22 protein-coding genes are annotated in these 24,144 nt (G+C 65.3%); 13 read left to right on the plus strand and 9 right to left on the minus strand.

The features are described 5' to 3' along the window. Nucleotide 1: 1 nt before the first annotated feature. Nucleotides 2–1,186, minus strand: coding sequence for an efflux RND transporter periplasmic adaptor subunit (locus tag HGB41_RS11890; RefSeq protein ID WP_171084484.1), 1,185 nt, complete (start codon nt 1,184–1,186; stop codon nt 2–4). Nucleotides 1,187–1,409: 223 nt separating this feature from the next. Then, on the minus strand, nt 1,410–1,832 hold the full coding sequence (locus tag HGB41_RS11895; RefSeq protein WP_171084486.1) for a divergent PAP2 family protein: 423 nt from the start codon (nt 1,830–1,832) through the stop codon (nt 1,410–1,412). A 165-nt stretch (nt 1,833–1,997) separates the two neighbouring features. Here HGB41_RS11895 and HGB41_RS11900 point away from each other — a divergent pair, with 165 nt between their 5' ends. Next, complete coding sequence (locus HGB41_RS11900) at nt 1,998–3,062, plus strand: DUF475 domain-containing protein (protein ID WP_171084488.1); 1,065 nt, start codon at nt 1,998–2,000, stop codon at nt 3,060–3,062. Nucleotides 3,063–3,173: 111 nt separating this feature from the next. After that, a complete protein-coding gene (locus HGB41_RS11905) occupies nt 3,174–3,590 on the plus strand; it encodes a DUF8785 domain-containing protein (protein WP_171084490.1) in 417 nt (138 codons plus the stop codon). 242 nt (nt 3,591–3,832) lie between these two features. Here the strand turns inward: HGB41_RS11905 and HGB41_RS11910 are convergent, their stop codons facing one another. Continuing rightward, entirely contained in the window at nt 3,833–6,187 is a 2,355-nt protein-coding gene (locus HGB41_RS11910; RefSeq protein ID WP_171084491.1) for a coiled-coil domain-containing protein, read from the minus strand. Between the two features lie 135 nt (nt 6,188–6,322). Beyond that, on the minus strand, nt 6,323–7,330 hold the full coding sequence (locus HGB41_RS11915) for a serine/threonine protein kinase (protein ID WP_171084497.1): 1,008 nt from the start codon (nt 7,328–7,330) through the stop codon (nt 6,323–6,325). Nucleotides 7,331–7,478: 148 nt separating this feature from the next. Between HGB41_RS11915 and HGB41_RS11920 the strand changes: the two genes are divergently transcribed. Next, nucleotides 7,479–8,519 carry an alpha/beta hydrolase gene (locus HGB41_RS11920; protein WP_171084499.1) on the plus strand — a complete coding sequence of 347 codons (1,041 nt, stop codon included), beginning with the start codon at nt 7,479–7,481 and terminating at the stop codon, nt 8,517–8,519. Between the two features lie 131 nt (nt 8,520–8,650). After that, nucleotides 8,651–9,343 carry a UPF0149 family protein gene (locus HGB41_RS11925; RefSeq protein WP_171084502.1) on the plus strand — a complete coding sequence of 231 codons (693 nt, stop codon included), beginning with the start codon at nt 8,651–8,653 and terminating at the stop codon, nt 9,341–9,343. A gap of 195 nt (nt 9,344–9,538) precedes the next feature. On the opposite strand, the gene HGB41_RS11930 is transcribed toward HGB41_RS11925, so the two are convergent. Further along, entirely contained in the window at nt 9,539–10,687 is a 1,149-nt protein-coding gene (locus tag HGB41_RS11930; RefSeq protein WP_229422981.1) for an HPP family protein, read from the minus strand. Between the two features lie 169 nt (nt 10,688–10,856). Here HGB41_RS11930 and HGB41_RS11935 point away from each other — a divergent pair, with 169 nt between their 5' ends. Next, the gene (locus tag HGB41_RS11935; RefSeq protein ID WP_171084504.1) at nt 10,857–11,813 is read left to right on the plus strand and encodes an MBL fold metallo-hydrolase; all 957 of its coding nucleotides are present in this window, start codon (nt 10,857–10,859) and stop codon (nt 11,811–11,813) included. Here HGB41_RS11935 and HGB41_RS11940 read toward each other — a convergent pair. Next, nucleotides 11,810–14,338 carry an ATP-binding protein gene (locus tag HGB41_RS11940; protein WP_229422982.1) on the minus strand — a complete coding sequence of 843 codons (2,529 nt, stop codon included), beginning with the start codon at nt 14,336–14,338 and terminating at the stop codon, nt 11,810–11,812. The genes HGB41_RS11935 and HGB41_RS11940 overlap by 4 nt on opposite strands. Nucleotides 14,339–14,412: 74 nt before the next feature. Then, the gene (orn, locus tag HGB41_RS11945; RefSeq protein WP_171084506.1) at nt 14,413–14,997 is read right to left on the minus strand and encodes an oligoribonuclease; all 585 of its coding nucleotides are present in this window, start codon (nt 14,995–14,997) and stop codon (nt 14,413–14,415) included. Nucleotides 14,998–15,064: 67 nt separating this feature from the next. Here orn and HGB41_RS11950 point away from each other — a divergent pair, with 67 nt between their 5' ends. The 7 genes from HGB41_RS11950 to HGB41_RS11980 all read left to right on the plus strand — a co-directional run bounded on the left by HGB41_RS11950 (nt 15,065) and on the right by HGB41_RS11980 (nt 21,647). Further along, a complete protein-coding gene (locus HGB41_RS11950) occupies nt 15,065–16,327 on the plus strand; it encodes a M48 family metallopeptidase (protein WP_171084508.1) in 1,263 nt (420 codons plus the stop codon). Beyond that, on the plus strand, nt 16,324–16,656 hold the full coding sequence (locus HGB41_RS11955) for a 4a-hydroxytetrahydrobiopterin dehydratase (RefSeq protein WP_171084510.1): 333 nt from the start codon (nt 16,324–16,326) through the stop codon (nt 16,654–16,656). Before HGB41_RS11950 ends, HGB41_RS11955 begins: the two co-directional genes overlap by 4 nt. Beyond that, entirely contained in the window at nt 16,653–17,555 is a 903-nt protein-coding gene (rsgA, locus tag HGB41_RS11960) for a ribosome small subunit-dependent GTPase A (RefSeq protein ID WP_171084512.1), read from the plus strand. The genes HGB41_RS11955 and rsgA overlap by 4 nt, the downstream gene beginning before the upstream one ends. Nucleotides 17,556–17,763: 208 nt before the next feature. After that, on the plus strand, nt 17,764–18,687 hold the full coding sequence (gene argF, locus HGB41_RS11965; RefSeq protein WP_171084514.1) for an ornithine carbamoyltransferase: 924 nt from the start codon (nt 17,764–17,766) through the stop codon (nt 18,685–18,687). 121 nt (nt 18,688–18,808) lie between these two features. After that, nucleotides 18,809–20,041, plus strand: coding sequence for an argininosuccinate synthase (locus tag HGB41_RS11970; protein ID WP_171084516.1), 1,233 nt, complete (start codon nt 18,809–18,811; stop codon nt 20,039–20,041). A 284-nt stretch (nt 20,042–20,325) separates the two neighbouring features. After that, on the plus strand, nt 20,326–20,619 hold the full coding sequence (locus HGB41_RS11975) for a GIY-YIG nuclease family protein (protein ID WP_171084518.1): 294 nt from the start codon (nt 20,326–20,328) through the stop codon (nt 20,617–20,619). A gap of 431 nt (nt 20,620–21,050) precedes the next feature. Next, the gene (locus tag HGB41_RS11980) at nt 21,051–21,647 is read left to right on the plus strand and encodes a PEP-CTERM sorting domain-containing protein (protein WP_171084520.1); all 597 of its coding nucleotides are present in this window, start codon (nt 21,051–21,053) and stop codon (nt 21,645–21,647) included. A 63-nt stretch (nt 21,648–21,710) separates the two neighbouring features. Here the strand turns inward: HGB41_RS11980 and HGB41_RS11985 are convergent, their stop codons facing one another. Then, on the minus strand, nt 21,711–22,421 hold the full coding sequence (locus HGB41_RS11985) for an SDR family oxidoreductase (protein WP_171084888.1): 711 nt from the start codon (nt 22,419–22,421) through the stop codon (nt 21,711–21,713). 15 nt (nt 22,422–22,436) lie between these two features. Continuing rightward, a complete protein-coding gene (murB, locus tag HGB41_RS11990; RefSeq protein WP_171084522.1) occupies nt 22,437–23,465 on the minus strand; it encodes a UDP-N-acetylmuramate dehydrogenase in 1,029 nt (342 codons plus the stop codon). A gap of 166 nt (nt 23,466–23,631) precedes the next feature. Between murB and HGB41_RS11995 the strand changes: the two genes are divergently transcribed. Next, nucleotides 23,632–24,117 carry a YajQ family cyclic di-GMP-binding protein gene (locus HGB41_RS11995; RefSeq protein WP_171084524.1) on the plus strand — a complete coding sequence of 162 codons (486 nt, stop codon included), beginning with the start codon at nt 23,632–23,634 and terminating at the stop codon, nt 24,115–24,117. The last annotated feature ends 27 nt before the right edge of the window (nt 24,118–24,144 follow it).

A 24,144-nucleotide genomic window follows, 5' to 3' on the forward strand; every position in this document is an offset into this window, starting at 1 on the left:
TTTATTTCCCTTGTGCCGCGACGTTACCGGTCGCGCTGCCAGCACTTGCCACGCGCGCGGGCGGCATCTCGACCTTCTGGCCGTCTTTCAGGTTCGAGGTCGGGGCGCGCAGCACGACGTCGCCGGCCACCAGGCCCTGCTTGATCTCGACATTGCCGGTACGCGGGTCGCGCGCGCCGACTACCAGCGGGACCTTGTTCAGGGTCTTGTCCTTGATGCGCCAGGTGTAGGCCTTGTCGCCGGCCTTCACCAGCGCCGCTTCCGGCAGCATCAGCGCGGTGCTGCTCTGAGCATCGACGCGGCCTTCTGCGTACAGGCCGGCCACGCGCGGTTGGGCCTTGTCAGCGAACTCGACCAGCACTTCGACCTGGCGGGTGACGGCATTCGCGGCCGGGTCGATGCGCTTGATGACGCCGGCGAACTGCTGGTCGCCGTAGCCGTTGACGCGGAAATTCACCTTCTGGCCCACTTTCAGGGTCGAGATCGAATCGGCCGAGACGCGCGCTTCGAAGCGCATGCTGTTCGGATCGATCACCTTGACCAGTTCCTTGCCGATGTTGGCGGTGTCGCCGGCCGACACTTTACGCTCGGAGACGATGCCGTCGAAAGGCGCGCGCACCACGGTGCGGTTGAGCAGCTGGCGCGCGGTGGCGGCGCGGCTCCTGGCGGCCGACAATTCGCTCTGGGCGCTGTTGCGGCGCACTTCGGCATCGTCCAGGCCGACGGCCGAGGCCATACCGGAGGCGCGCAGGGTCTTCATGCGGTCGAGCTGGCGGATGGCCTGGTCGAGGGCCTGGCTGGACGAGCGCACGGTGGCTTCGGCCGATACCAGGCTGTCGCGGATCGCAGTCTCGTCCAGACGCACCAGCACGTCGCCGCGCTTGACCGGCTCGCCGTTGTCTTTCAGCACTTGCAGCACCACGGCCGAGACTTCGGCGCGCAGGTCGGCCTTGCGTTCAGGCTGGATCGAACCGGTGACGACCGGGCCGGAGGCCAGGGTGTCGCTCTGGATGGTCAGCACGTCTTCGGACGCGACCTGCAGCTGCGAAGGACGCTTGTCCTTTGGATCTTTGCCGTCGGCCTTGGCGGAAGTTTCAGCGCCCGGCTTGGCAGGCTCCTTGGCCTCCTTGCTGCAGGCGGCGAGCGCCGTGGCTATGGCAAGGACGAGTAGTGATTTGCGCAGCATTGTGGTTCTCCAGAGAAGGACTCAGTGATCTTGTAAATATTAGAATATGGACAGCCAGCGCGCAGTATCGAGTAGTGCCCTGTGGGCGTCAATTGACGACTCTGCATAACGCGGAAATCGTGGGATGAACTGCGATATTTGGCGATGAGCTGCATTCCGGGTGGCTGGAATGCAGCGAAAATCCGGACGGGCGGACGTCCGCCCTGTCCGTTCTTCAAGCTGCTCAGGCCGCGCCGAACAGTAAGTTGATCAGGAAACCCATCCCGATGCCGGTGGCGATGCCGCCAGTGATTTCCACCAGGGTGTGGCCCATGCGCTCGCGCAGGACAATGTGGCCCACCGTGTCGCACGCCAACTTGTTGATCGCGGCCGCCTGGCGGCCGACGTGCTGGCGCAAACTGTTCGCGTCGATCATCACGATGAAGGCAAGCGTCACCGCGACCCCGAACGCCGGATGTCCCATCCCCTCGCGCAGTGCGATCAGGGTGGCCATGCTGGTGACGACGGAGCTATGGTTGCTGGGGAAGCCGCCGTTGCCCACCAGGTTGAAGGCCCAGCGCCGCTGGCGCGCGCTGGTAATCAAGAACTTGATCGGGCCGACCACCATCCAGGTCAGCACGGGAGTAACTAAGTAAACAAAATCCATGTCTCGGTCCAGGTGAATTGATGCCGGGCGGAATTATCTCAGATGCAAGGTTTAGTTGATATAGCGTAGATACAACTTCAATGCAGCTGCAGGGCATTCCCGCGCCGTCCTCAAGCCTGGAACGGTAATATTCCTCCAACACGACTACACAGGCAAGGGGGCGTCATGCGGCATTTCCGGTTGTCGATCGCGGTCACGGTCATCCTCATGGCCCTTGCCGGCTGGTGGGGCTACGAGCACCGGGGCATCGGCGGCATGCTGCAGGCGCTCTGGATCACCGCTGTGCTCGGCGTGCTCGAAGTGTCGCTTTCTTTCGACAATGCGGTCGTCAACGCGTCGGTCCTGCGCGGTTGGAACGAGTTCTGGCGCAAATTGTTCCTCACCGTCGGCATCCTGGTGGCCGTGTTCGGCATGCGCTTGCTGTTCCCGCTCGTGATCGTTTCCGCTGCAACCGGGCTTGGCCTGGTCGAGGTCTGGCACCTGGGCATCGACAACCCGCGCGAGTATTCACGCCACCTCACCGAAAAGCACGCCGAGGTCGCCTCCTTCGGCGGCGCCTTCCTGCTGCTGGTGTTCCTGAACTTTTTATTCGACGAAGAAAAGAAATTGCACTGGCTCGGCTGGATCGAGGAAAAGATCGGCAAATACGGCACCGAGGGACTGGCCATCCTGATCACCCTGTCGGCGGTCTGCGGCGCGATGTCGCTGATGCCGGCCGAGCGCAAGCTGCCGGTGCTGGTGGCCGGCGTCACTGGCGTACTCATCTATATAGGCGTGCAATGGCTCAGCGGCCTGCTCGAGCACGAGGAAGAAGACCCGGCGGTGGGCAGGATGCTCGCCCAGGGCAGCATCGGCGGCTTCCTCTACCTCGAGGTACTGGACGCCTCGTTCAGTTTCGACGGCGTGATCGGGGCCTTTGCGATCACCAACGACATCGTCATCATCATGCTCGGCCTCGCGATCGGCGCCATGTTCGTACGCTCGATGACCGTGTTCCTTGTCTACAAGGGCACGCTGGAAGAATTCGTGTTCCTGGAACATGGCGCGCATTACGCGATCGGCATCCTGGCCTTGATCATGTTCGCCAGCGTCCACTATCACATCCCGGAATGGTTCACGGGGCTGTCGGGGCTGGCCTTTATCCTGGTGTCCTTGTGGTCCTCGGTGCGCTACCGGAAGCGCATGGAGCGTGAGGAACACGAGGGACGGGCCGCGCTCGGCAAGTCCTGAACCGGAGCGCGGGATTTTGTTATTCTGCCAAGCCGTGGCAGAATGGGCGCGGCTGCCCTGCCGCCAAGCTGATACCTGATTTCCAACCCAATCTTTCTTACGACTGCCGCCATGCCCAACGCCCTGCCAAAACGCGCTACCGCCATCCTGCTCTCCGCCATTGCCGCCGTGCTGGTGCTGTTCGCGCTGTACACCTGGTTTACGCTCAGCTGGTCGTATTCGGAAGGCGAACGCGCGGGCTACCTGCAGAAGTTCTCGAAAAAGGGCTGGCTGTGCAAGACTTGGGAAGGCGAGCTGCTGCTGTCGAGCATGCCAGGGGCGATCCCGGAGCGGTTCACCTTCACGGTGCGCGACGATGCGGTGGCCAAGCAACTGCTCAGTGCAATGGGGCAGCGCGTGCAGGTGACTTACGAACAACACCGCGGCGTACCGACCACCTGCTTTGGCGAGACGGAATATTTTGCGACCAAGGCGGCGACGGGGCCGGTGAATCCGGTGGCGCCGAGCGAGGCGCCGGCGGTGCGGTGATATGCTGGGCGACTCGATCGGCCATGATTGATATGCGGGGCATATCACACTAAATTGGGTTCCCGCCTTAATGCCAGTCACTTAAGAGCCGCTGGTCACCCGTAGGGTGGGCAATTTGTAATTCCGGGCATTGCCCGAAATTACCCCGCCCACCCTACAAATTCTTCTTAGTTGACTGGCATTGGGTTCCCGCCTGCGCGCGAACCCAGGTTGACCTTCGTTGCGTCCCACCGAAGCGTGCCCTACTCCTGCTCGTTCTTCCTCTGATTCATAATCACATCCGCCAGCCTGGTCACCGCCTGTGACGCCGATGCCGGTTGCGACTGCTTGAACCGTCCCAGCACCTCGCGCGTGATGTTCACCGATGCCACCCGGTGCTCGGCTTCCGCCTTGCGGGCCCCGATGGCGCGGTCAAACGCCGCCAGGTCGGCCGACACTTCTTCGTAGCGCTGCGTTTCCAGGTCGGCCAGCGCCTTGCGCGCGTCGGCCATGCGCTGGGTCGCGTCGGCGGCCTTGCGCTGCATTTCGGCGTGGCGCTGCGCATGCTCGAGCAGCGAACGCTGGGCCTCGCGCTTCTGTACCGCCGCCGCCAGCGCATCCTGCTCGCCCGCTGCGCGCTCATGCGCCAGGCGTGCCTGCTCTTCTTCTGCCGCCGCCCGTGCCAGCGCCGCCTGCGCGGCTGCCTGTTCCGACGCCAGCCGCGCCGCAGCCGCTTCGTTGGCGCGCGCATCGGCCGCGGCCTGTTGGCGCTGCGCGGCCAGCTTGCGCTCGCCAAGGGCCAGCGATTCGCGCGCCGTCTCGGTCGCGGCGCGTTCGGACGCGATGGCGGCATCAAGCAGCTCCAGCTGGCGGCGTTCCGCCTCGGCGCGTTCGGCCTGCGCAGCAGCCAGCTCCAGGGCGCGGCGCGCGGCGTCCTGCTGGGCGGCGGCTGCCGCCTCCGCGTGCTCGGCTTCCTGGATCGCGGCGCGGGCCTGTTCGCCCTGCGCCTCGAACATGGCCTGCTGCACCGCCTCGGCGCGACGTTCGGCCTCGGCCTGTTCGCGCAGCTGCGCCGCAGCCGCATGCGCGGCCTGGGCGCGCGCTTCGGCCGCCTGCGCCAGCGCGCGTTCGGCCTGGATTTGTTCTTCTTCACGCGCCAGCGCGGCTTCTTCAGCCGCCGCGCGTTCGCGCTCGGCCTCGACCCGCCGCTGCGCACCCTCGGCGCGGCGCTGGGCCGCATCGAGCGCCGCCTGTTGCACCGCCGCCTGCTCGCGCACCGCCAGCATCGCCGCCTCTTCGGCCGCATTTTCGGCAGCGCGCGCATCCGCCGCCGCCTGCAGCAGCGCCGCACGTTCCTCGGCCAGCGCGCGCTGGTGTTCCTGCTCGCCGGCGTCGCGCTGGGCGGCCAGCGCCGCCGCCTCGTCGGCCGCGGCACGCTCGCGCGCATGCGCCGCGGCGACCGATTCTGCTTCCAGGCGCGCCTGCACCTGGCCGGCCGCTTCTTCTTCGGCACGGGCGCGTTCGCCGGCCAGTTCGCGCAGCTTGCGGTCGGCCTCGATGCGCGCTTCGGTCGCCGCCAGGATGCGGGTTTCGGCTTCGCGCCGCGCTTCGGCGCCCGCGGCGGCCCTCTGTTCCAGGCGCTCGCGGTGGGTGGCGGCGTCGCGCAGCTCTTTTTCAGTCTGCATGCGCATGCGCATCGATTGCGCGGCGACGCGGTCCGACTCGGCCTGCGCCAGCGCGATGGCTTCGCGCTCCTGCTCGATATGGGCCATGGCGCGGGCTTCCTCCAGCGCGCGCGCCTCGGCTGCCGCGCGGGCGAAGCTCGAAGCCAGCGCGACCTGGTCGGCGCGTTCGCGCTGCAGGGTCAGTTCCAATGCCTCGGCCTCGGCCTGCACCAGCATCTCGGCGGTCTGGCGGGCGCCGTGTTCGGCGCGTTCGCGCTCGCGCGCCAGGATCGCCACGCGCGCATCGGCGCTGGCGTTGTGCAGCACTTCTTCGCGCGCCGCTTCCACTGCGGCCATGCGCTCGACCGCCTGCAGGCGCGCGCGTTCGGTCTGGACCATCAGTTCGTCGGCGGCCTTTTCGGCCTGCACCGCCATTTCGGCCTGGGCTTCCACCTGGGCCGCGGCGCGGCGGCGCGATTCGTCTTCCAGGCGCGAACGCGCTTCGGAGGCCATGCGGGTTTCCGTCTCAAGCTGCATGCGGGCACGCAGTTCGGCGGTCTCGTGGCGGATCGCGTCCAGCCGCTCGTTCGAAGCCTTGGCGGCCGCGTGCAGGGACTCCAGGCGCTCGCGGTTGGCGGCGATCGCGTCTTCGGATGCCTGGGCATTGGCCAGGGCCGCGGCGGTCACGGCAGCATCCAGCGCGGCGCGCTCCTCGGCCAGCGAACGGGCGCGCGATTCGGCATGGGCGCGGCTCTCGCCGGCCACATTGGCCTTGGCCTCGGCTTCGACGCGGGCGATGGCTTCCTGGATTTCGCGCATTTCCATCGGCGCGCGGCCTTGCGGCTGCGGCTGGGTGGCGGGCGCCTGTTCCGGTCCCCGCGGCACGACGCTGCCCGCATGGGACAGGTCTATCGTGAAATCGATATCGTCAGGGTCGGGTTTGTTGGGTTCCATGGTCGTTCTCAGTGGCGCTGGACCGCAGGCAAATCTGCGTCGCCCGATTATCCGGCAAATCCGGCGCGCGTGTCACGCCGAACTGGACGGCGAAAGCGCGGCAATTCCGTGTTTAAAGGTTCACACCTGCAAGGTTCACACTTGCCATAGCGGCGGCTCATCCATCAGCGCCACCTGCTCGCGCAGCTCGAGGATGCGGTCCTGCCAGTAGCGCTGGGTGTTAAACCACGGGAAGGCCGCCGGGAAGGCCGGATCAATCCAGCGCATCGCCAGCCAGTACGAATAATGGATCAGCCGAAGGGTGCGCAGCGCCTCGACCAGATAGAGCTGGCGCGGGTGGAATTCGCAGAAGTCTTCATACCCCGCCAGCACGTCGGCCATCTGGCCCACCATTTCCTGGCGCTCGCCCGAGAGCAGCATCCACAGGTCCTGGATCGCCGGGCCCATGCGGCTGTCGTCGAAGTCGACGAAATGCGGGCCATCCGGGGTCCACAGCACGTTGCCGGCATGGCAGTCGCCGTGCAGGCGCAGCAGCGGCAGTTCGCCGGCACGCTCGTAGCAGCGCGCCACCCCAATGAGCGCCTGCTCGACCACGCTGGCGTAGGTCGCCGCCAGCTCGGGCGGGATGAAACCGTGGGTGCGCAGCCAGTCGAAGGGCTCGCGCCCGAAGGTCTGCTGGTTGAGTTCCGGGCGCGCCGTGAAAGGATGCAAGGCGCCGACGGCGTGGATGCGGCCGATGAAGCGCCCGATCCATTCCAGCGTCGCCGGGTCGCCCAGCTCGGGCGCGCGCCCGCCGCGGCGCGGGAAGACCGAGAAGCGGTAGCCCCCGAAGCTGTGCAGGGTGCGGCCGTCGATCACGTCGGCCGGCACCACCGGGATTTCGCGCTCGGCCAGCTCGCTGACGAAGGCGTGTTCCTCGAGGATGGCCTCGTCGCTCCAGCGACCGGGCCGGTAGAACTTGACGACGACGGGCGGGCCTTCTTCGAGGCCGACCTGGTAGACGCGGTTCTCGTAGCTGTTCAGGGCCAGCAGGCGGCCGTCGCAGTACAGGCCAACGCTCTCGACCGCCTCCAGTACGGCCTGCGGGTCGAGCCGCGCGTACGGATGCGCCGGGGTGTTGTCGGGTGAAGTCGGGTTATCCATTTGGACATTGTAAGCGCCGCGCCCCTTCCCGTCCTATTGGCCGCTGGAATTTGACGAATATGGTGCGCGCGCGAACAGTGCCTGCCGCCCCCGGCATGGAATTATCGAATTCTATAGGTCATACGGCCTTTCACCGAGGAACAAGAACATGAAAAAAGCACTCCCCCTGGCGCTGACGGCTGTCGCCGCCGCCCTGGTCTGGAACGTGGCCCTGGCCCAGTCGCCGCAGCCACCAAAGGCCGACGCCGACATGCAGAAGGTGCTCGACGCCCACGCATCGCTGAAGCCGAAGCCGATCGAGACCCTCACGCCGGCCGAAGCGCGCAAGCAGCCGACCCCGGCCGACGCGGTCAAGAAGGTGCTGACCCAAATGGGCAAGAGCACCGCGCCGGAACCGGGTGTGACGATGAAGACGATGAGCGTGCCGGTCGCCGGCGGCAGCATCCCGGTGCACATCTTCACGCCGGAGGGCAAGGGCCCGTTCCCGGTGATGGTGTACTACCACGGCGGCGGCTTCGTGATCGCCGATACCAAGGTGTATGAAGCCTCGCCGCGCGCGCTGGCCAAGATGGCCAAGGCGATCATGGTGTCGGTGGATTACCGCCAGGCCCCTGAACATACATTCCCGATCGCGCCGGAAGACTCGTATGCGGCCTACCTGTGGGTCACCCAGCACGCCAGGGAATTCAATGGCGACCCGATGCGCGTGGCGGTCGGCGGCGAATCGGCCGGCGGCAACCTGGCGACCGTGGTGTCGATGATGGCCCGCGACAAGAAGGCGCAACTGCCGGCGCACCAGCTGCTGGTCTACCCGGTGGTGAACGACGACATGAACAACGCGTCGTACAAGCGCAACGCCAACGCCAAGCCGCTCAACAAGGCGATGATGGGCTGGTTCTTCAAGCACTACGCGGGCGACCCGAAGAACCCGTACGCGCTGCCGATGAAAGCCGCTTCGCTCAAGGGCCTGCCGCCGGCGACCATCGTCGCGGCCGAAATCGACCCGCTGCTCACCGAGGGCAAGCAGTATGCGGACAAGCTGAAGAAGGATGGCGTGGCCGTGGATTACCGAGAATGGAGCGGCGTGACGCATGAATTCTTCGGGATGGGCGCGATGCTGCCGAAGGCGAAAGAGGCCGAGCAGTATGCGGCGGATGCGCTGGTGAAGGCATTCGCAGCCAAGCGTTAAGGCCTTGGCCAGGTCATGGCCGCCGGCGGTGGCCATGACTGCTCCCGGCCACGGGGGCATTCTCAGGTTTTCCGTGCTCTCGGGGGCCACAGGGGTTAAACTGTCGCCTTCAAACGCAACAAGAGCCCCACATGCATCTCGACCAGCCCCTTACCGACAAAGAATTCGACGAACTCGACCAGTTCCTGCTGTCCGACCGCTCCCCCGAGGATGCGATGACGATGGACACCCTGCACGGCTACCTGACTGCGATCGCGATCGGCCCGGAAACCATCATGCCGGCCGAATGGCTGCCGCGCGTGTGGGGCCAGGATGGCCAGCAGGCGCCGACGTGGAAGAACAGCCGCGACGAAGAAAAGATCATCAACCTGATCATGCGCTTCATGAACGAAGTGCTGGTCACCTTCGAGGTCGCCCCGAAAGACTTCGAGCCGCTCTACTGCGAGCACGAAGTCAATGGCAGCAACCTGATCGACGGCGAAGCCTGGTGCTGGGGCTTCTGGGAAGGCATGGAACTGCGCCCGGGTTCGTGGGAGCCGATCTGGACCTCCGAGGTCGCCGACCTGATGCGCCCGATCTACCTGCTCGGCGCCGACGAGATCGAAGAGTCCGAGCTGCCGGAAGTCGAAGACCCGAAGAAGGCGCACCAGCTGGCTTTGGCGATCGAAGCCAACCTCCCAAGCATCCACCGCTACTGGCTGCCGCTGCGCAAGCCTGCGGTGGAAACCGTGGTGCGCGAGGAGCCGAAGGTCGGGCGCAATGACGATTGCCCTTGCGGTAGCGGGAAGAAGTACAAGAAGTGCTGCGGGGCGGAAGCCGAGTAATTCACCCGTTGGGATCGCGCAGCAAATCTTTTGCGGCATCAGCACCGTAGGTTGAACGCGTGGGCAGGAAACCTGCCCACCCTACGGTGCTCCACAAATCCCAGTCCGCGGCTGTCGCTCAGCCGCACATCGTAGGGTGGGCAGATTCTGCCCACGCGTTCAACCAGCGGCCGATCAGCCGTGCAACAAGCTCCCTCACGCGGCCGCCTGCTCCACCGGCCCCTCCAGCACCCCCAAATCCAGCCCCACCAGCAAGTCCCCCGGCCGCACCATCCCGGCCAGCCTGCCCTTCCCGTCCACCACGAACACCTGCTGCGCCCCGTCATGGAAGCTCGCCAGCAGCGCCGTCACCGGAGCATCCTCGTCGACCGCGACAAAACCCGGTTCCACCAGCTGCCCCACGGTCGGCACCATGTCGCGCCCGAACAGCAGCGCCGTGGCGCGCCGCGCGCGTGCAGGCAGCGGGCGGCTGGCGCTGCCGCCTGCGGCCACCAGCGCGGCCATGCTGAGCACTCCCAGCGGACGGCCGGCGGCGTCCACCACCGGCAGCGCCGGCACGCCGTGGCGGACCAGCAGCGCACGCGCCGTCGCCAGCGGCATGCCGGGGTCCAGGGTCGCGGGCACGGGCTGCGCCAGCTCGGCGCAGCGGTGCAGGCGCGTCCGGCGTGCGGCGGCGCGCTGCTCCGTATTGGCCAGGATGGTGGCCAGGTCGTCGCGACTGACGTCGAGCGTCTCGCCATAGCTGTCGAGGGCCGCATCGAGGTCTTCGCTGGCGAAGCCGGCCTTCGCTTCCAGCGGGCGCGCGGCCGGCTGCACGTGGGGGTAGCGGTGTCCGGACAGCTTGTTCCAGGCCACCGCGCCCAGAACCAGCAGCACCGAGTTCAGGCCCACCGGCGCCAGCGCGAACCAGAAGCCGGCATCGTGCACCGCGGCCCCGCCCAGCACGGCGGTGACGGCCACCGCACCGCCGGGCGGATGCAGGCAGCGCAGCGCAGCCATGGCGGCGATCGCCACGCCGCCCGCCAGCGGCGCGGTCACCAGCGGGTCGCCCATGCCGGCGCAGGCCACGCCCACCAGCGCCGACACGACGTTGCCGCCGATGACGGGCCAGGGCTGGGCCAGCGGCGCCGCGGGCAGGCAGAACAGGAGAACGGCGGAGGCAGCCATCGGGGCCACCAGCAAAGGCAGGGAGTGGACGCCGGCGGCATCGAGCACGACGCTGCTGGCGAGCTCGGTAAGCAGGAGTACGACCAGTGCGCCCAGGGCTGCGGGCAGCTGCGTGGCAAACGACGTCGGTCCGGCCGGGCGGAGGCGCCGCAGCCTGTGAATCAGCATCAGGAACATGGAAACGCGTTGTGCATCCGCACAGCAGCTGTGAAGCCCGCCATTACACCACAGCTTGCTGCAGCGCGTGTTGGGCGCGTTGGGCGCGTTAGGCGTGCTGCAAGGTAAACATACAGCGTTGCAATCATGTACGATATGCAACGCCTTCAACAATAACAAAGGAGCCACCATGAACACCCTGCAGCACCGTACCCTGGCGATCGTCGCCACCGCCGTGGCAGCCGCCTGCCTGGCCAGCCCCGCCTGGGCCGCCGCGCCCATGGCCAAGACCCCTGCCCCCGGCTGGTCCCGCGTCATGCTCGGCCAGTTCGAGATCACCCCGCTGTCGGACGGCACGGTCGACCTGCCGGTGGACAAGCTGCTGGCCCAGGATGCGAAAAAGACGGTTGCCACGCTGGCGAAGGCGCACCTGAAAGCGCCGCTCGAAACCTCGGACAATGCCTACCTGATCAATACCGGCAGCAAGCTGGTGATGGTCGACAGTGGGGCCGGCAGCTTCTTCGGCCCGACCCTGGGCCGGCTGGTGGCCAACATGAAGGCAGCCGGCTATCAGCCAGAACAGGTCGACGAGATCTACATCACCCACTTCCACGGCGACCATGTCGGCGGCCTGGTAAGCAACTCGGCGGCCGTCTTCCCGAACGCCACGGTGCGTGCCAGCAAGGCGGAGGCCGACTACTGGCTGAGCAAGGAAAACCTGGACAAGGCCAAGGACAAGGGGTCCTTCCAGGGCGCCCAGGCCGCGCTCGGGCCGTATGTGCAAGCGGGCCGTTTCAAGCCCTTCGAAGGCAGCGTAGAGCTGGTGCCGGGCGTGACCGCCAACCCGACCGGCGCACACACGCCTGGCCATACGACCTATATGGTGGAAAGCGGCGGCCAGAAGCTGCACCTGGTCGGCGACCTGATCCACGTGGCCGCGGTGCAGATGCCGGCCCCCGGCGTGACGATCCAGTTCGACAGCGACCAGAAAGCCGCCGCCATCGCACGCAAGAAAGCCTTCGACGCCGCAGCCAAAGGCGGCTACCTGATCGGCGGCGCCCACCTGCAATTCCCGGGGATGGGTTACCTCGCAACCGAGGGCAAAGGCTACCGCTTCATCCCGGTGAATTACACCCAGATGCGTTAAGCGGGTTCTGTCCGCGTTGCGGCACCCGCGGCGCGCACGCCGTCGAGCAGGCGCGCCAACGCCTCCATGTCGACCGGCTTGACCAGGTGGTGCTGGAAGCCGGCCGCCAAGGCATCGATGCGGTCCTGCTGCTGGCCGTAGCCGGTGACGGCGACCAGCACCGCGCCTGCCGTTTCCGGCCGGGCGCGCAGGCGCCGCGCCAGTTCGCGGCCATCGATGTCGGGCAGGCCGATATCGAGCAGGCAGACGTCCGGCGCCATGCCGCGCGCACGTTCGAGCGCCCGCAGCGAGTCGTGTTCGACCGCCACCTCGTGGCCATGGGCCTCCAGCAGCAGGCCCAGGGTCTCGGCGGCGTCGACGTTGTCGTCTACCACCAGCACCCTCACGCGCCCGGCCTGTTCCGGCGCCGCCTCGGGCGCCGGCAGGGCCGCCGGCACGGCGCCCTGCAGCAGCGGCAGCTTGATTTCGAACGTGCTGCCCATGCCCGGACCGGGGCTGGAACAGCCGACCGTCCCGCCATGCAGCTCGACCAGGTTGCTGGCCAGCGCCAGTCCCAGCCCGAGGCCGCCCTGCGAGCGGTCGGACGAACGCTCGGCCTGGGTAAACAGGTCGAACACCCGCGCGGACAGTTCGCGGTCCATGCCGATGCCTTCGTCGCGCACGCTGATCACCAGGCTATCCCCGAAAGCTTGCGCGCCGAGGTCGATGGCGCGACCTTCCGGTGTGTACTTGGTGGCGTTGTTCAGGATATTGGCCACTACCTGCACCAGGCGCGCCTTGTCGCCTTCGACGATCGCCCATGCCGGCGGCAGGTGCAGCGCCAGCTTCTGGCGGCGCGCATCGATCATCGGGCGCACCTGCTCGACCGCTTCCTGGATCACCACGCGCGCCGGCACCTGCGCCCGTTCCAGCGTGATCAGGCCGCGCGTGACGCGCGAGACGTCCAGCAAGTCGTCCACCAGCCGCGTCATGTGGCGCACCTGGCGCCCGATGATGTTGCTGCTCTGGCGCACCCGCGCTTCGTCCATCCGCCCGATGCGCAGCAGCTCGGCGGCCGCGCTGATCGGCGCCAGCGGGTTGCGCAGCTCGTGCGCCAGCATCGCCAGGAACTCGTCCTTGCGGCGGTCTGCCTCCATCAGCTTTTCTTCGGCCAGCTTGCGGTCGGTGATGTCGCGGAAGAAGGCGGCCAGGCCGCCGTCCTGCATCGGGTAGGCCCGCACCTCGGTCCACAGGCGGCTGCCGTCCGGGAAGACGTGCGAGTGTTCGGCAGCGCCGGCCACGCGGGTGCGCATCGCCTCGCGGTACATTGGCCCCGGCTCGGCATCGACCGTATGCGGGAAGGCGTCCCAGTGGTTGCGCCCCAGGACGTCCGGCGCCTCCATGCGGCAGATGCGCAGGCCTTCGGCATTCATCTCGAGCACGGTCCAGTCGGCGTCGAACACGGCGAAGCCCTCGGCGATGGTGTCGAAGATGTCGCGGCTGCGGTCGCGTTCCGCACGCAGCTCGGCCTGGGCGCGCGCCGTTTCCACCGCGGACCAGGTACGTTCGGACACGTCGCGCGCCAGCTGGATGTCGTCTTCGCTCCAGAAGCGCGGCTGCGGGCAGTCGATGCCCAGGAAAGCCGTCAGCCCGTTCGCTTTCACCAGCGGCACCACCAGCAGCGCGCCGATACGCTCGGCTACGTAGGCGCTGCGGTAGCCAATCGTGCGCACATCGTGCGCCGTGTCGTGGATGCGCACCGCATCGCCGGCGCGCAGCGCGGCGGCGACTGCCGGCCCGAAGGCATCGAGGTCGAAGCCGGGGTGCGGGGCTTTCTGGCTTTGCGTTTGAAGATGCGGCTGCAGGCCGGCGCGTTCTTCGCGGGTCCACCAGTGCGGCGCGGCGAAGCGCCCGCTGGCCGGATCCAGTTCCGCATACACGACCCGCCCTGCATGCAGCTCTCCGCCCAGCAGCGCGCAGGCGGTGGCGACGACATCCTCATGCGAGGACAGCGGCCGCAGCGCGTCCGACACCGTCAGCTCGAAGGCCGCGCGGCGCTCGGCCGCGACCCGGCGCGTGGTTTCCATCACGGTGCAGAACAGGCCGGCGACCTGGCCGTCGTCACCGATCAGGGGCGCATGCGAGAAGGTGAAATTGGCCCGTTCCGGGTAGCCGCGCCGGTTCACGGTCATCGGCATGTCCTCGTAATACACCGGCTTGCCCGACAGCGCACGGTCGATCAGCGGCACCATCTCGGCCCAGACTTCGGCCCACAGGTCGCAAAAGCGCTGGCCGAGCGCGCGCCCGTGCTTCTGCCCGAGCAGCGGCACATAGGCGTCGTTATAGAGGAAGACCAGGTCCGGCCCCCACGCCAAAAACATGGGGAAGGCCGAGTGCAGCATCATGTCGCAGGCGGTGCGCAGGCTGGCCGGCCAGCGCTCGGGAGGACCGAGGGGCGTCTGGTTCCAGTCGTGCCGGCGGATGCGGGAACGCATCGTTGCTTCGCCGCCGGGGTCGAGAAGCGCGGTCTGCGGTGCGTGGGTCATGCGGACGATTGTCGCATAACTTGTTGCCTGTCACGCACGTTTCATGGCAGGCAACCGACGCAGGTACCTGCCTACTACAGCTTGATAAAGTGCTCGCGGTAGTAGCGCAGCTCTTCGATCGATTCGACGATGTCGGCCAGCGCGGTGTGCTTCTGGTGCTTCTTGAAGCCCGAAGCGAGTTCCGGCTTCCAGCGGCGGCACAATTCCTTCAGGGTCGACACGTCCAGGTTACGGTAGTGGAAGAAGGCTTCGAGTTTCGGCATGCCGCGCGCCATGAAGCGGCGGTCCTGGCAGATCGAATTGCCGCACATCGGCGATTTGTTGTTCGGGACGTACTGCTTCAGGAAGGCGATCAGCTCGGTTTCCGCCTGGGCTTCGGTGACGGTGGACGCCTTGACGCGATCGATCAGGCCCGACTTGCCGTGGGTGCCCTTGTTCCAGTTGTCCATCTTGTCCAGGGTTTCGTCCGACTGGTGGATGGCGAATACCGGCCCCTCGGCGATGATGTTCAGCTCCGGGTCGGTCACGACCACGGCTACTTCGATGATGCGGTCGTTGTCCGGGTCGAGGCCGGTCATCTCCATGTCGAGCCAGACCAGGTTGAACTCGTTCGGACGCGCAGGCTTGGCCGCCCCTTCGGTTTGTGTAGCTTGTGACATAATTCTCTCTTTGTTGGTACTGCACTTCACTGTGCAAGCTTATCCTGCATTTTCTCACAGGCACAGAATGTCTTCATTCGGGTTTTCGGTTTTGTTCGTTGTTTTCCTTGCGCTGACCCTCGGTTTGCGCTTCTGGCTGGCCAACCGCCACATCCGCCACGTGCTGCGCCACCGCGCCAGCGTCCCGGCCGAGTTTGCTCCAAAGGTGCCGCTGGCGGCGCACCAGAAGGCGGCCGACTATACGGTGGCCAAGACCCGCCTCGGGCTGGTCTCGCTGCTGTGGGGCGGCCTGGTGCTGATCGGTTTCACCCTGCTCGGCGGCCTGCAGGCGCTGTCGAACGTCCTCTTGGGCGTGACCGGCCCCGGCATGGCGCACCAGATGGCCCTGGTCGCCGCCTTTGCCGTCCTCTCGGCCCTGTTTGACTTGCCGCTCGACTGGTACCGCCAGTTCGTGCAGGAAGAACGCTTCGGCTTCAACAAGATGACACCGCGCCTGTGGCTGGGCGACATGGTCAAGGGCGCGCTGATGGGCGCCGTCATCGGCCTGCCGCTGCTGTGGGTGATCCTGGCGCTGATGGAGAAAAGCGGCGACCTGTGGTGGCTATGGGCCTGGTGCGTCTGGAGCGGCTTCCAGCTCTTGATGATGGTGCTCTACCCGACCGTGATCGCGCCGATGTTCAACAAGTTCACGCCGCTGCAGGATGCCAGCCTGCAGGAACGCATCGAAGGCCTGATGGCGCGCGTCGGCTTTGCCTCGAAAGGCCTGTTCGTGATGGACGGCAGCAAGCGCAGCGCCCACGGCAACGCCTATTTCTCTGGCTTCGGCAGCAACAAGCGCATCGTCTTCTTCGACACCCTGCTGGCGCGCCTTGATCCGCAAGAGATCGAAGCGGTGCTGGCGCACGAACTGGGCCACTTCAAGCTGCGCCATATCGTCAAGCGCATCGTCGTGATCTTCACGCTGTCGCTGGCTTTCCTGGCGCTGCTCGGCTACCTGAAAACCCAGGCCTGGTTCTACACCGGACTGGGCGTGACCCCGATGATGAATGCCTCGAACGACGGCATGGCCCTGATCCTGTTCATGCTGGTGCTGCCGGTCTTTACCTTCGTGCTCTCGCCGCTGAATTCGATCACCTCGCGCAAGCACGAATTCGAAGCCGATGCCTTCGCCGCCAAACATACCGACCAGGCCCACCTGGTGTCGGCACTGGTGAAGATGTACGAAGACAATGCTTCGACCCTGACGCCCGACCCGCTGCATTCAGCCTTTTATGATTCGCACCCGCCGGCCTCGGTGCGGGTGAAACAGCTCACCATGGCGGCCGCATGAAGCTCCTCGAACGCCACTGCACCCATGGCGCGCCCGCGCTCGACCCTGACGCGATCCGCGCCCTGCTGGCCCAGGTGCCCGGTTGGCAAGCCGCCGGCGGCAGCATCGAACGCGAGTTCACCTTCGCAGACTACCGCGCCACCATCGCTTTCGTGAACGCGGTCGCGACCATGGCCGAAACCGAGAACCACCATCCGGACATGCGGGTGGGTTACCGCCGCTGCACGCTGGTTTACACCACCCATTCGGCCGGCGGCGCGCTCAGCGCCAACGACTTCATCTGCGCGGCCAAGGCAGGTATGCTGTACGACCGGGGGATGGCGGCATGAGCTCAGTGACCGACACCTTGACCGGCACCATCATTGCGGCCCACGGCCGCCACTACCTGGCTGACGCCAACGGCGAGAAGCTCCAGTGCGTCACGCGCGGCAAGAAGACCAATGTGGCCGTGGGCGACATCGTCCACCTCCAGAAGACTTCCGAAAACCAGGCCGTGATCGAGCGCATCGCCGACCGCACGACCCTGCTCTACCGCTCGGACCAGTACAAATCGAAACTGCTGGCGGCGAACATCACGCGCCTGTTCATCGTCGTCGCCACCGAACCGGGCTTCGCGGATGATTTGGTCTCGCGCTCGCTGGTGGCGGCCGAAGCGGCCGGCATCGAGGCCCACATCATCCTGAACAAGGTCGACGTCGAAGCACTGCTGCCGCGCGCCCGCGAACGGGCCGGCCTGTATGGCTCGCTCGGCTACCCGGTGCACGAGCTGTCCGCCACTGCCAAGCCCGAACATGCGGTCGAGACATTGACGCCGCTGCTGGATGGGCAGTCGTCGATCTTCATCGGCCAGTCGGGCATGGGCAAGTCGTCCCTGATCAATTTGCTGGTGCCGGACGCCGATATCGCGGTGCGCGAGATCTCGGAAGCGCTGGATACGGGCAAGCACACCACCACGTTCACGCGCTTGTACTGGCTGCTGGGAGGTGCGTCCATCATCGATTCGCCGGGCTTCCAGGAATTCGGCCTCTACCACCTGAGCGAGGGCATGCTGGAGCGGGCCTTCGTCGAGTTCAAGCCGTATTTAGGCGGCTGCAAGTACTACAACTGCCGCCACCTGCAGGAGCCGCAGTGTGCGGTGCTGGAGGCGGTGGCCGCCGGGAAGATCGCGCGCTATCGGCACGAGCTGTATGGCCAGCTGCTGCACGAGTCGGCGCAGACGCTGTATTGAACGCGACAGTGGCGGACCGCGCTTGTTGGGTGGGCGGGTCCTCCCGCCCACGCTGCCAAGCGGTGCAAGATCCGCCCGCTCGGCTTATCTACCCATAACTATCACCGCGTGGGCAGGAAACCTGCCCACCCGACGAAACCCCGCTTTCCCTAACGTCAAGCAAAAACCCTTATAATTCCAAGGGATAAAACCGAAAAGCAAAGACGCTATGCCAGTCGCAAAAGTAAAGCACTTCCTGCAATTCTCCGACTTTTCAAGCGATGAATTCGAGTACGTGATCGAGCGCGCCAAGGTCATCAAGCGCAAGTTCAAGGCCTACGAGGTCTACCACCCGCTGGTCGACCGCACCCTGGTGATGGTCTTCGAAAAGAGCTCGACCCGCACCCGCCTGAGTTTCGAAGCCGGCATGCACCAGCTGGGCGGCGCCGCGATCTACCTGAACACGCGCGACAGCCAGCTTGGGCGCGGCGAGCCGGTGGAAGACGCCGGCCAGGTCATGTCCCGCATGTGCGACATCATCATGGTGCGCACCTTCGGCCAGGAGATCATCGAGCGTTTCGCGGCCCACTCGCGGGTCCCGGTGATCAACGGCCTGACCAACGAACACCACCCCTGCCAGGTCCTGGCCGACATCTTCACCTTCTACGAGCACCGCGGCCCGATCGCCGGCAAGACGGTGGCCTGGATCGGCGACGCCAACAACATGCTGTACTCCTGGCTGCAGGCGGCCGAGGTGTTCGGCTTCCACCTGAACGTCTCGACCCCGAAGGGCTACGAGATCGACCCGCAGCTGGTGTCGACCAAGCGCTATACGCTGTTCGACAACCCCTCTAGCGCCTGCGAAGGCGCGCACCTGGTCAGCACCGACGTCTGGACCAGCATGGGCTACGAAAAGGAAAACGCGGCACGCCTGGAAGCCTTCGACGGCTTCATCGTCGACAGCGCCAAGATGGCGCGCGCCGCGCCAGACGCCCTGTTCATGCACTGCCTGCCGGCCCACCGCGGCGAAGAAGTCTCGGCTGAAGTCATCGACGGCCCGCAATCGGTCGTCTGGGACGAAGCGGAAAACCGCCTGCACGTACAGAAGGCCCTGATCGAATACCTGCTCCTCGGACGCATCGAGGACAAGTAAAGCAGTACCTATGTAAACGCAGCACCCTTTTGTTTGATCGTTGGCCTGCCGTTCCCTCCGGGAGCGGCGCCCAGGCCAGCTGACCATCTGAATCCCATCTCCCTCCACACTGGAACCATCCATGAGCGACATTAAAAAAGTAGTCCTCGCCTACTCCGGCGGCCTCGATACCTCGGTCATCCTGAAATGGCTGCAAGATAACTACGGCTGCGAGATCGTCACCTTCACCGCCGACCTCGGCCAGGGCGAAGAACTCGAGCCGGCACGCGCCAAGGCCATCAAGTTCGGCATCAAGCCGGAAAACATCTACATCGACGACGTGCGCGAAGAATTCGTGCGCGACTTCGTGTTCCCGATGTTCCGCGCGAACACCGTCTACGAAGGCGAATACCTGCTGGGCACCTCGATCGCGCGCCCGCTGATCGCCAAGCGCCTGATCGAGATCGCCAACGAAACCGGCGCCGACGCCATCTCGCACGGCGCCACCGGCAAGGGCAACGACCAGGTGCGCTTCGAGCTGGGCGCATATGCGCTCAAACCGGACGTCAAGATCATCGCCCCATGGCGCGAATGGGACCTGCTGTCGCGCGAGAAGCTGCTGAAGTACGCCGAAGACGCCGGCATCGCCGTCGACATGAAGCACAAGAACGGCGGCGCGCCCTACTCGATGGATGCGAACCTGCTGCACATCTCCTTCGAAGGCCGCCACCTGGAAAACCCGAGCGCGGAAGCCGAGGAATCGATGTGGCGCTGGTCGGTGTCGCCGGAAGCGGCGCCGGACGAAGCCGAATACCTGGACCTCGAATACGAGCGCGGCGACATCGTGGCGCTCAACGGCGTGCGCATGAGCCCGGCCACCGTGCTGACGGAACTGAACCGCCTGGGCGGCAAGCACGGCATCGGCCGCCTCGACCTGGTCGAAAACCGTTACGTCGGCATGAAGTCGCGCGGCTGCTACGAAACCCCGGGCGGCACCATCATGCTCAAGGGCCACCGCGCGATCGAATCGATTACCCTCGACCGTGAAGTGGCGCACCTGAAGGACGACCTGATGCCGCGCTATGCTTCGCTGATCTATAACGGCTACTGGTGGGCGCCGGAACGCGTCGCGCTGCAGACCCTGATCGACCACACCCAGGCCACCGTCAACGGCTGGGTGCGCGTGAAGCTCTACAAGGGCAACGTGATCGTGGTGTCGCGCGATTCGAAGACCGATTCGCTGTTTGACATGAACATCGCGACCTTCGACGAAGACGGCGGCGCATACAACCAGGCGGATGCGGGCGGCTTCATCAAGCTCAATGCGCTGCGGATGCGCATTGCTGCGAAGGCAAGGGCCAAGCGCGGGCAGTAAGCGCGTTTGTGTTTTGGGGGCCGCCTGAGGGCGGCTTTTTTTATGGGTGATGCTGGTTGGCGGAACGGGGTAAGCAGTACCTCAATGCGCCGAAATTGGGTTCCCGCCTGCGCTGGAACGATGTGCTGGAGGCGGTGGCTAGCAGGCAAGTTGTCGGACCGCTGAGTATTCGCTAACGGAATTTTAATTGCTGCTCTTGCAACCGTCGTTCCCGCGAAGGCGGGAACCCAATTTTGTTTGCGTGCCGTTAGCATCGAACGAGGCCGTCCGCCGACGATATTCCAATGGACAGACAATCCTTCGTTTACATGCTTGCCAGCCGCCGCTACGGCACCCTCTATGTCGGCGTTACAGCGGACCTCGTTCGCCGTGTGTGGGAACACAAAGAAGGCTTTGTTGAAGGCTTCACGAAAACCCATAAAACAAACATCCTGGTCTGGTACGAAACCCACGGCGAAATCATCGCTGCCATCACCCGTGAGAAACAAATCAAGAAGTGGCGGCGCAACTGCAAGATCAACCTGATCCAGTCGATCAACCCCGACTGGAACGACCTCTACCCCGACATCGTCGCCTGATGGCTCCCCCCGCTGTTCATGCACGACAGTGCCTGCAAACAACCCTGTCGCGCCCTAGGCACACCCATACGATCGGCCTGCGCCGCCTGTGCACGAACATTCGCCCTGTGACAACGCTTCTCCGCGCTCCCAATCAACAACCCACGGGTCCCATGGGAAGCTGTCGAGAATATTTACACTTCGCGAATTCCAGCACCGCAGGAAAAACCTAAGGTCTTGATTAATCAAAAGAATTCACTACTGGCACATTTGTTGCTATAAGGACAGATATGTGTCTCAGAAGGAAGTAGCGCAAAGCACCCGGGTTACCAGCCAACTGGCCAGAACTTGCTAGCGTTGCGCAAAACCTGCGAAGAAAAATATCCGTATCCAATGAAGCAGCTTGCCAAGCCACTTGATTGGGTTGTCATTCCAAACCTAGGGAGTCGAAATTGAAAAAGCTTTTCTTGAACGCCATGATGATCTGCGCAGTCGCCTTTGCCGGCAGCGCAAACGCAGCCGTGATCCATAACATGCAAAACGGCAAACTGGTCGGCGCGAGCGGCATCACGATCGCTGGCGAAAACTATCGAGTCAGCTTCGGCAATTCCTGCGCCTCGATGTTTGACGGATGCAAGAGCTCGCTGTTCGATTTCAAAACCGAGAACGCCGCTGTCGCCGCACTCGACGCCCTGTTCAGCCAGGTGTTCGTCGATAACGTCATGATCAACGGCGTCCGCTATAACTTCGACAGCAAGCCGGAACTGGTCAACAGCTGCGATACGCAAGGCTTCTGCGAGATCTGGGTTCCTTACCTGGATCTCGGCAACGGCACCGTACAGTCGGCCTGGCACGTCAACACCAGCAACGGTGACTATGTCGGAAGCAATAACTGGTACGGCCCTTACACGTATGGCAATGGCGAAGAGTATATGGCCTTCACGAACTTCGAGAAGATGACGGCTGCGGTGCCTGAGCCGGCGTCGCTGGCCCTGCTCGGCCTCGGCCTGATGGGCATGCGCTTGTCGCGGAAGAAGAAAACGGTCTGATCCGGCGTTCTTCGTGCCATCCTGGAAACCCGGCGCATGCCGGGTTTTTTCATTGCCGGATGATCAGCCGCGCAGGTCGTCCACGGGCTCCTGCCCGAAGCGCTTGCCCAGCAGGTAATCCACCAGCGCCACCGCGCAATCGCCTGGCGCCACCAGTACCCCGCCCTCCTTCAGGTCCACGAAGCGCTGCCTGAGCGGGAAGCGTTCGTCCGGGGTGGCCCGGATCTCGGCCTGCATATCGGTATCGATCACGCCCGGCGCCAGGCTGCAGGCCAGCACGCGCGGATCGGCGTCCAGCGCAATGGCGCGCGCATGCTGGTCGAGCGCTGCCTTGGTGGCGCAGTAGACGCTCCAGCCGGGGTAGGCGCTGCGCGCTGCGCCGCTCGATACATGCAGGATGCGCCGCTCGGCCTGGGGCACGGCCTGCACGAAGGCGCTTGATAAGGCCAGCGGCGCCGCCACGTTGATGACGGCAGCGCGCAGCGCCGCCACCGGGTCTTGCCCGGCCAGCGGCCCGACCGGGCCGACGACACCGGCATTGTTGACCAGCAGCGCGGTATCGCAGCCGGCCAGGAAACTGCGCAGCGCATGGCCTTGCAACCAGGCCGCCAGCGCCGCGGCGTCGCCGAGGTCGACGACAGCCTGCTCCATGCCCTCGCCGATTTCCGCATGCCCGCGCGCCACGCCCAGTACGGGAATGCCGCGCGCCACGAGTTCCGCCGCCACCGCGGCGCCGAGGCCCCGGGTGTGGCCCGTCACGACTGCCTTGATCATCATCTCCAGCCTCCGCTAAATGAATACCGGTTCCGGTTCCAGCGCCACGCCATAGCGCGCCGCCACGTCCGCCTGGATCGCGCGCGCCAGCCGCACCACGTCCTGGCCCGTCGCATCGCCCAGGTTGACCAGCACCAGCGCCTGCTTCGGATACACGCCGGCCGCGCCCAGCGCCTTGCCCTTCCAGCCGCACTGGTCGATCAGCCAGCCGGCGGCCAGCTTTTCACTGCCATCCGGCTGCGCGTGGTGCACCAGCGCAGGATACTGCGCCAGCAGCTGCGCGCACTGCTCGCCGGACACCACCGGGTTCTTGAAGAAGCTGCCCGCATTGCCGATCTCGGCCGGGTCGGGCAGCTTGCGGCGTCGGATCGCTTCCACCGTCTGCCCGATCTCCCGGGGCGTCGGCGATGTCAGGCCAGCCGCCTCGACCGCATTGGCCAGCTCCGCATAGCGCAAATTGGGCGTCCAATCGAGCGGGAGCGCAAAAGTCACGTCCAGCACCACCAGCGTGCTGCCTTGCGCGTGCTTGAAGATGCTGTCGCGGTAGCCGAAGCGGCAGGCCGCCGCATCGAGCGTGCGCGTCTCGCCGCTGGCCAGGTCGTAGGCCGTGAGCGAGTGGAAGGTATCCCTGGTCTCGGTGCCGTAGGCGCCCACGTTCTGGATCGGCGCCGCGCCCACCGTGCCCGGGATCAGCGAGAGGTTTTCCAGTCCGCCGAAGCCCTGCGCCAGCGTCCACTGCACGAAAGCATGCCAGTTCTCGCCCGCCTGGGCGCGCACCAGCAGCTTGCCATCCTGTTCGCCCAGCACTTCCTTTCCGAGTCCCGTCATGTGCAGCACGATGCCGTCGAAATCGCGCGTGAACAGCATGTTGCTGCCGCCGCCCAGCACCAGGCGCGGCAGGCCGCTCAGGGCCGGGTTGCCGCGCACCGCGTCGAGCTCCGCCGCATTGCTCACCCGCAGGTAATGCCGGGCCCGCGCGGGGATGCGGAAGGTGTTGAGGGAAGCGAGCGGATAATCGTCGAGGATGGGGAGTCGTGGGTGCATGGCGTGATGGTGTTTTTGCCTATTATAGGGGCAACTGCGGGCCGGCCCGGGGGCGGGGGCCGGGCCGCCTGTTGCCCACAAGGCAAATTGTGGTCGCGTGCGGGCGGGGTTGTCCGTTAAAATAGAGGGATTCATCTATTAGCAACATCAAAAAAAGGAACCCGCCATGCCATCGTTTGATGTCGTCTGCGAAGCAGACATGGTCGAAGTAAAGAATGCCGTTGAACAATCGAACAAGGAAATTACCACCCGCTTCGACTTCAAGGGCAGCTCGGCCAACGTCGAGCAGAAGGACAAGGAACTGACCCTGTTCGCCGACTCCGACTTCCAGCTCAGCCAGGTGAAGGACGTCCTCATCAACAAGATGTCGAAGCGCAAGGTCGACGTGCGTTTCCTCGACGAAGGCAAGGTCGAGAAGATCGGCGGCGACAAGGTCAAGCAGGTCATCAAGGTGCGCAACGGCATCGAGACCGAGGACGCCAAGAAGATCACCAAGCTGGTCAAGGAAAGCAAGATGAAGGTCCAGGCCAGCATCCAGGGCGAATCAGTGCGCATCACCGGCGCCAAGCGCGACGACCTGCAGGCCGCCATGGCCATGCTGCGCAAGGATGTCGAAGACCTGCCGCTGGCCTTCAACAACTTCCGCGACTGATAGCCGGGGCCGGCACACCGGCCCAGC

The sequence above is a fragment of the Telluria aromaticivorans genome (assembly GCF_013003915.1).
GTDB classification, from domain to species: Bacteria; Pseudomonadota; Gammaproteobacteria; order Burkholderiales; family Burkholderiaceae_D; genus Telluria; species Telluria aromaticivorans.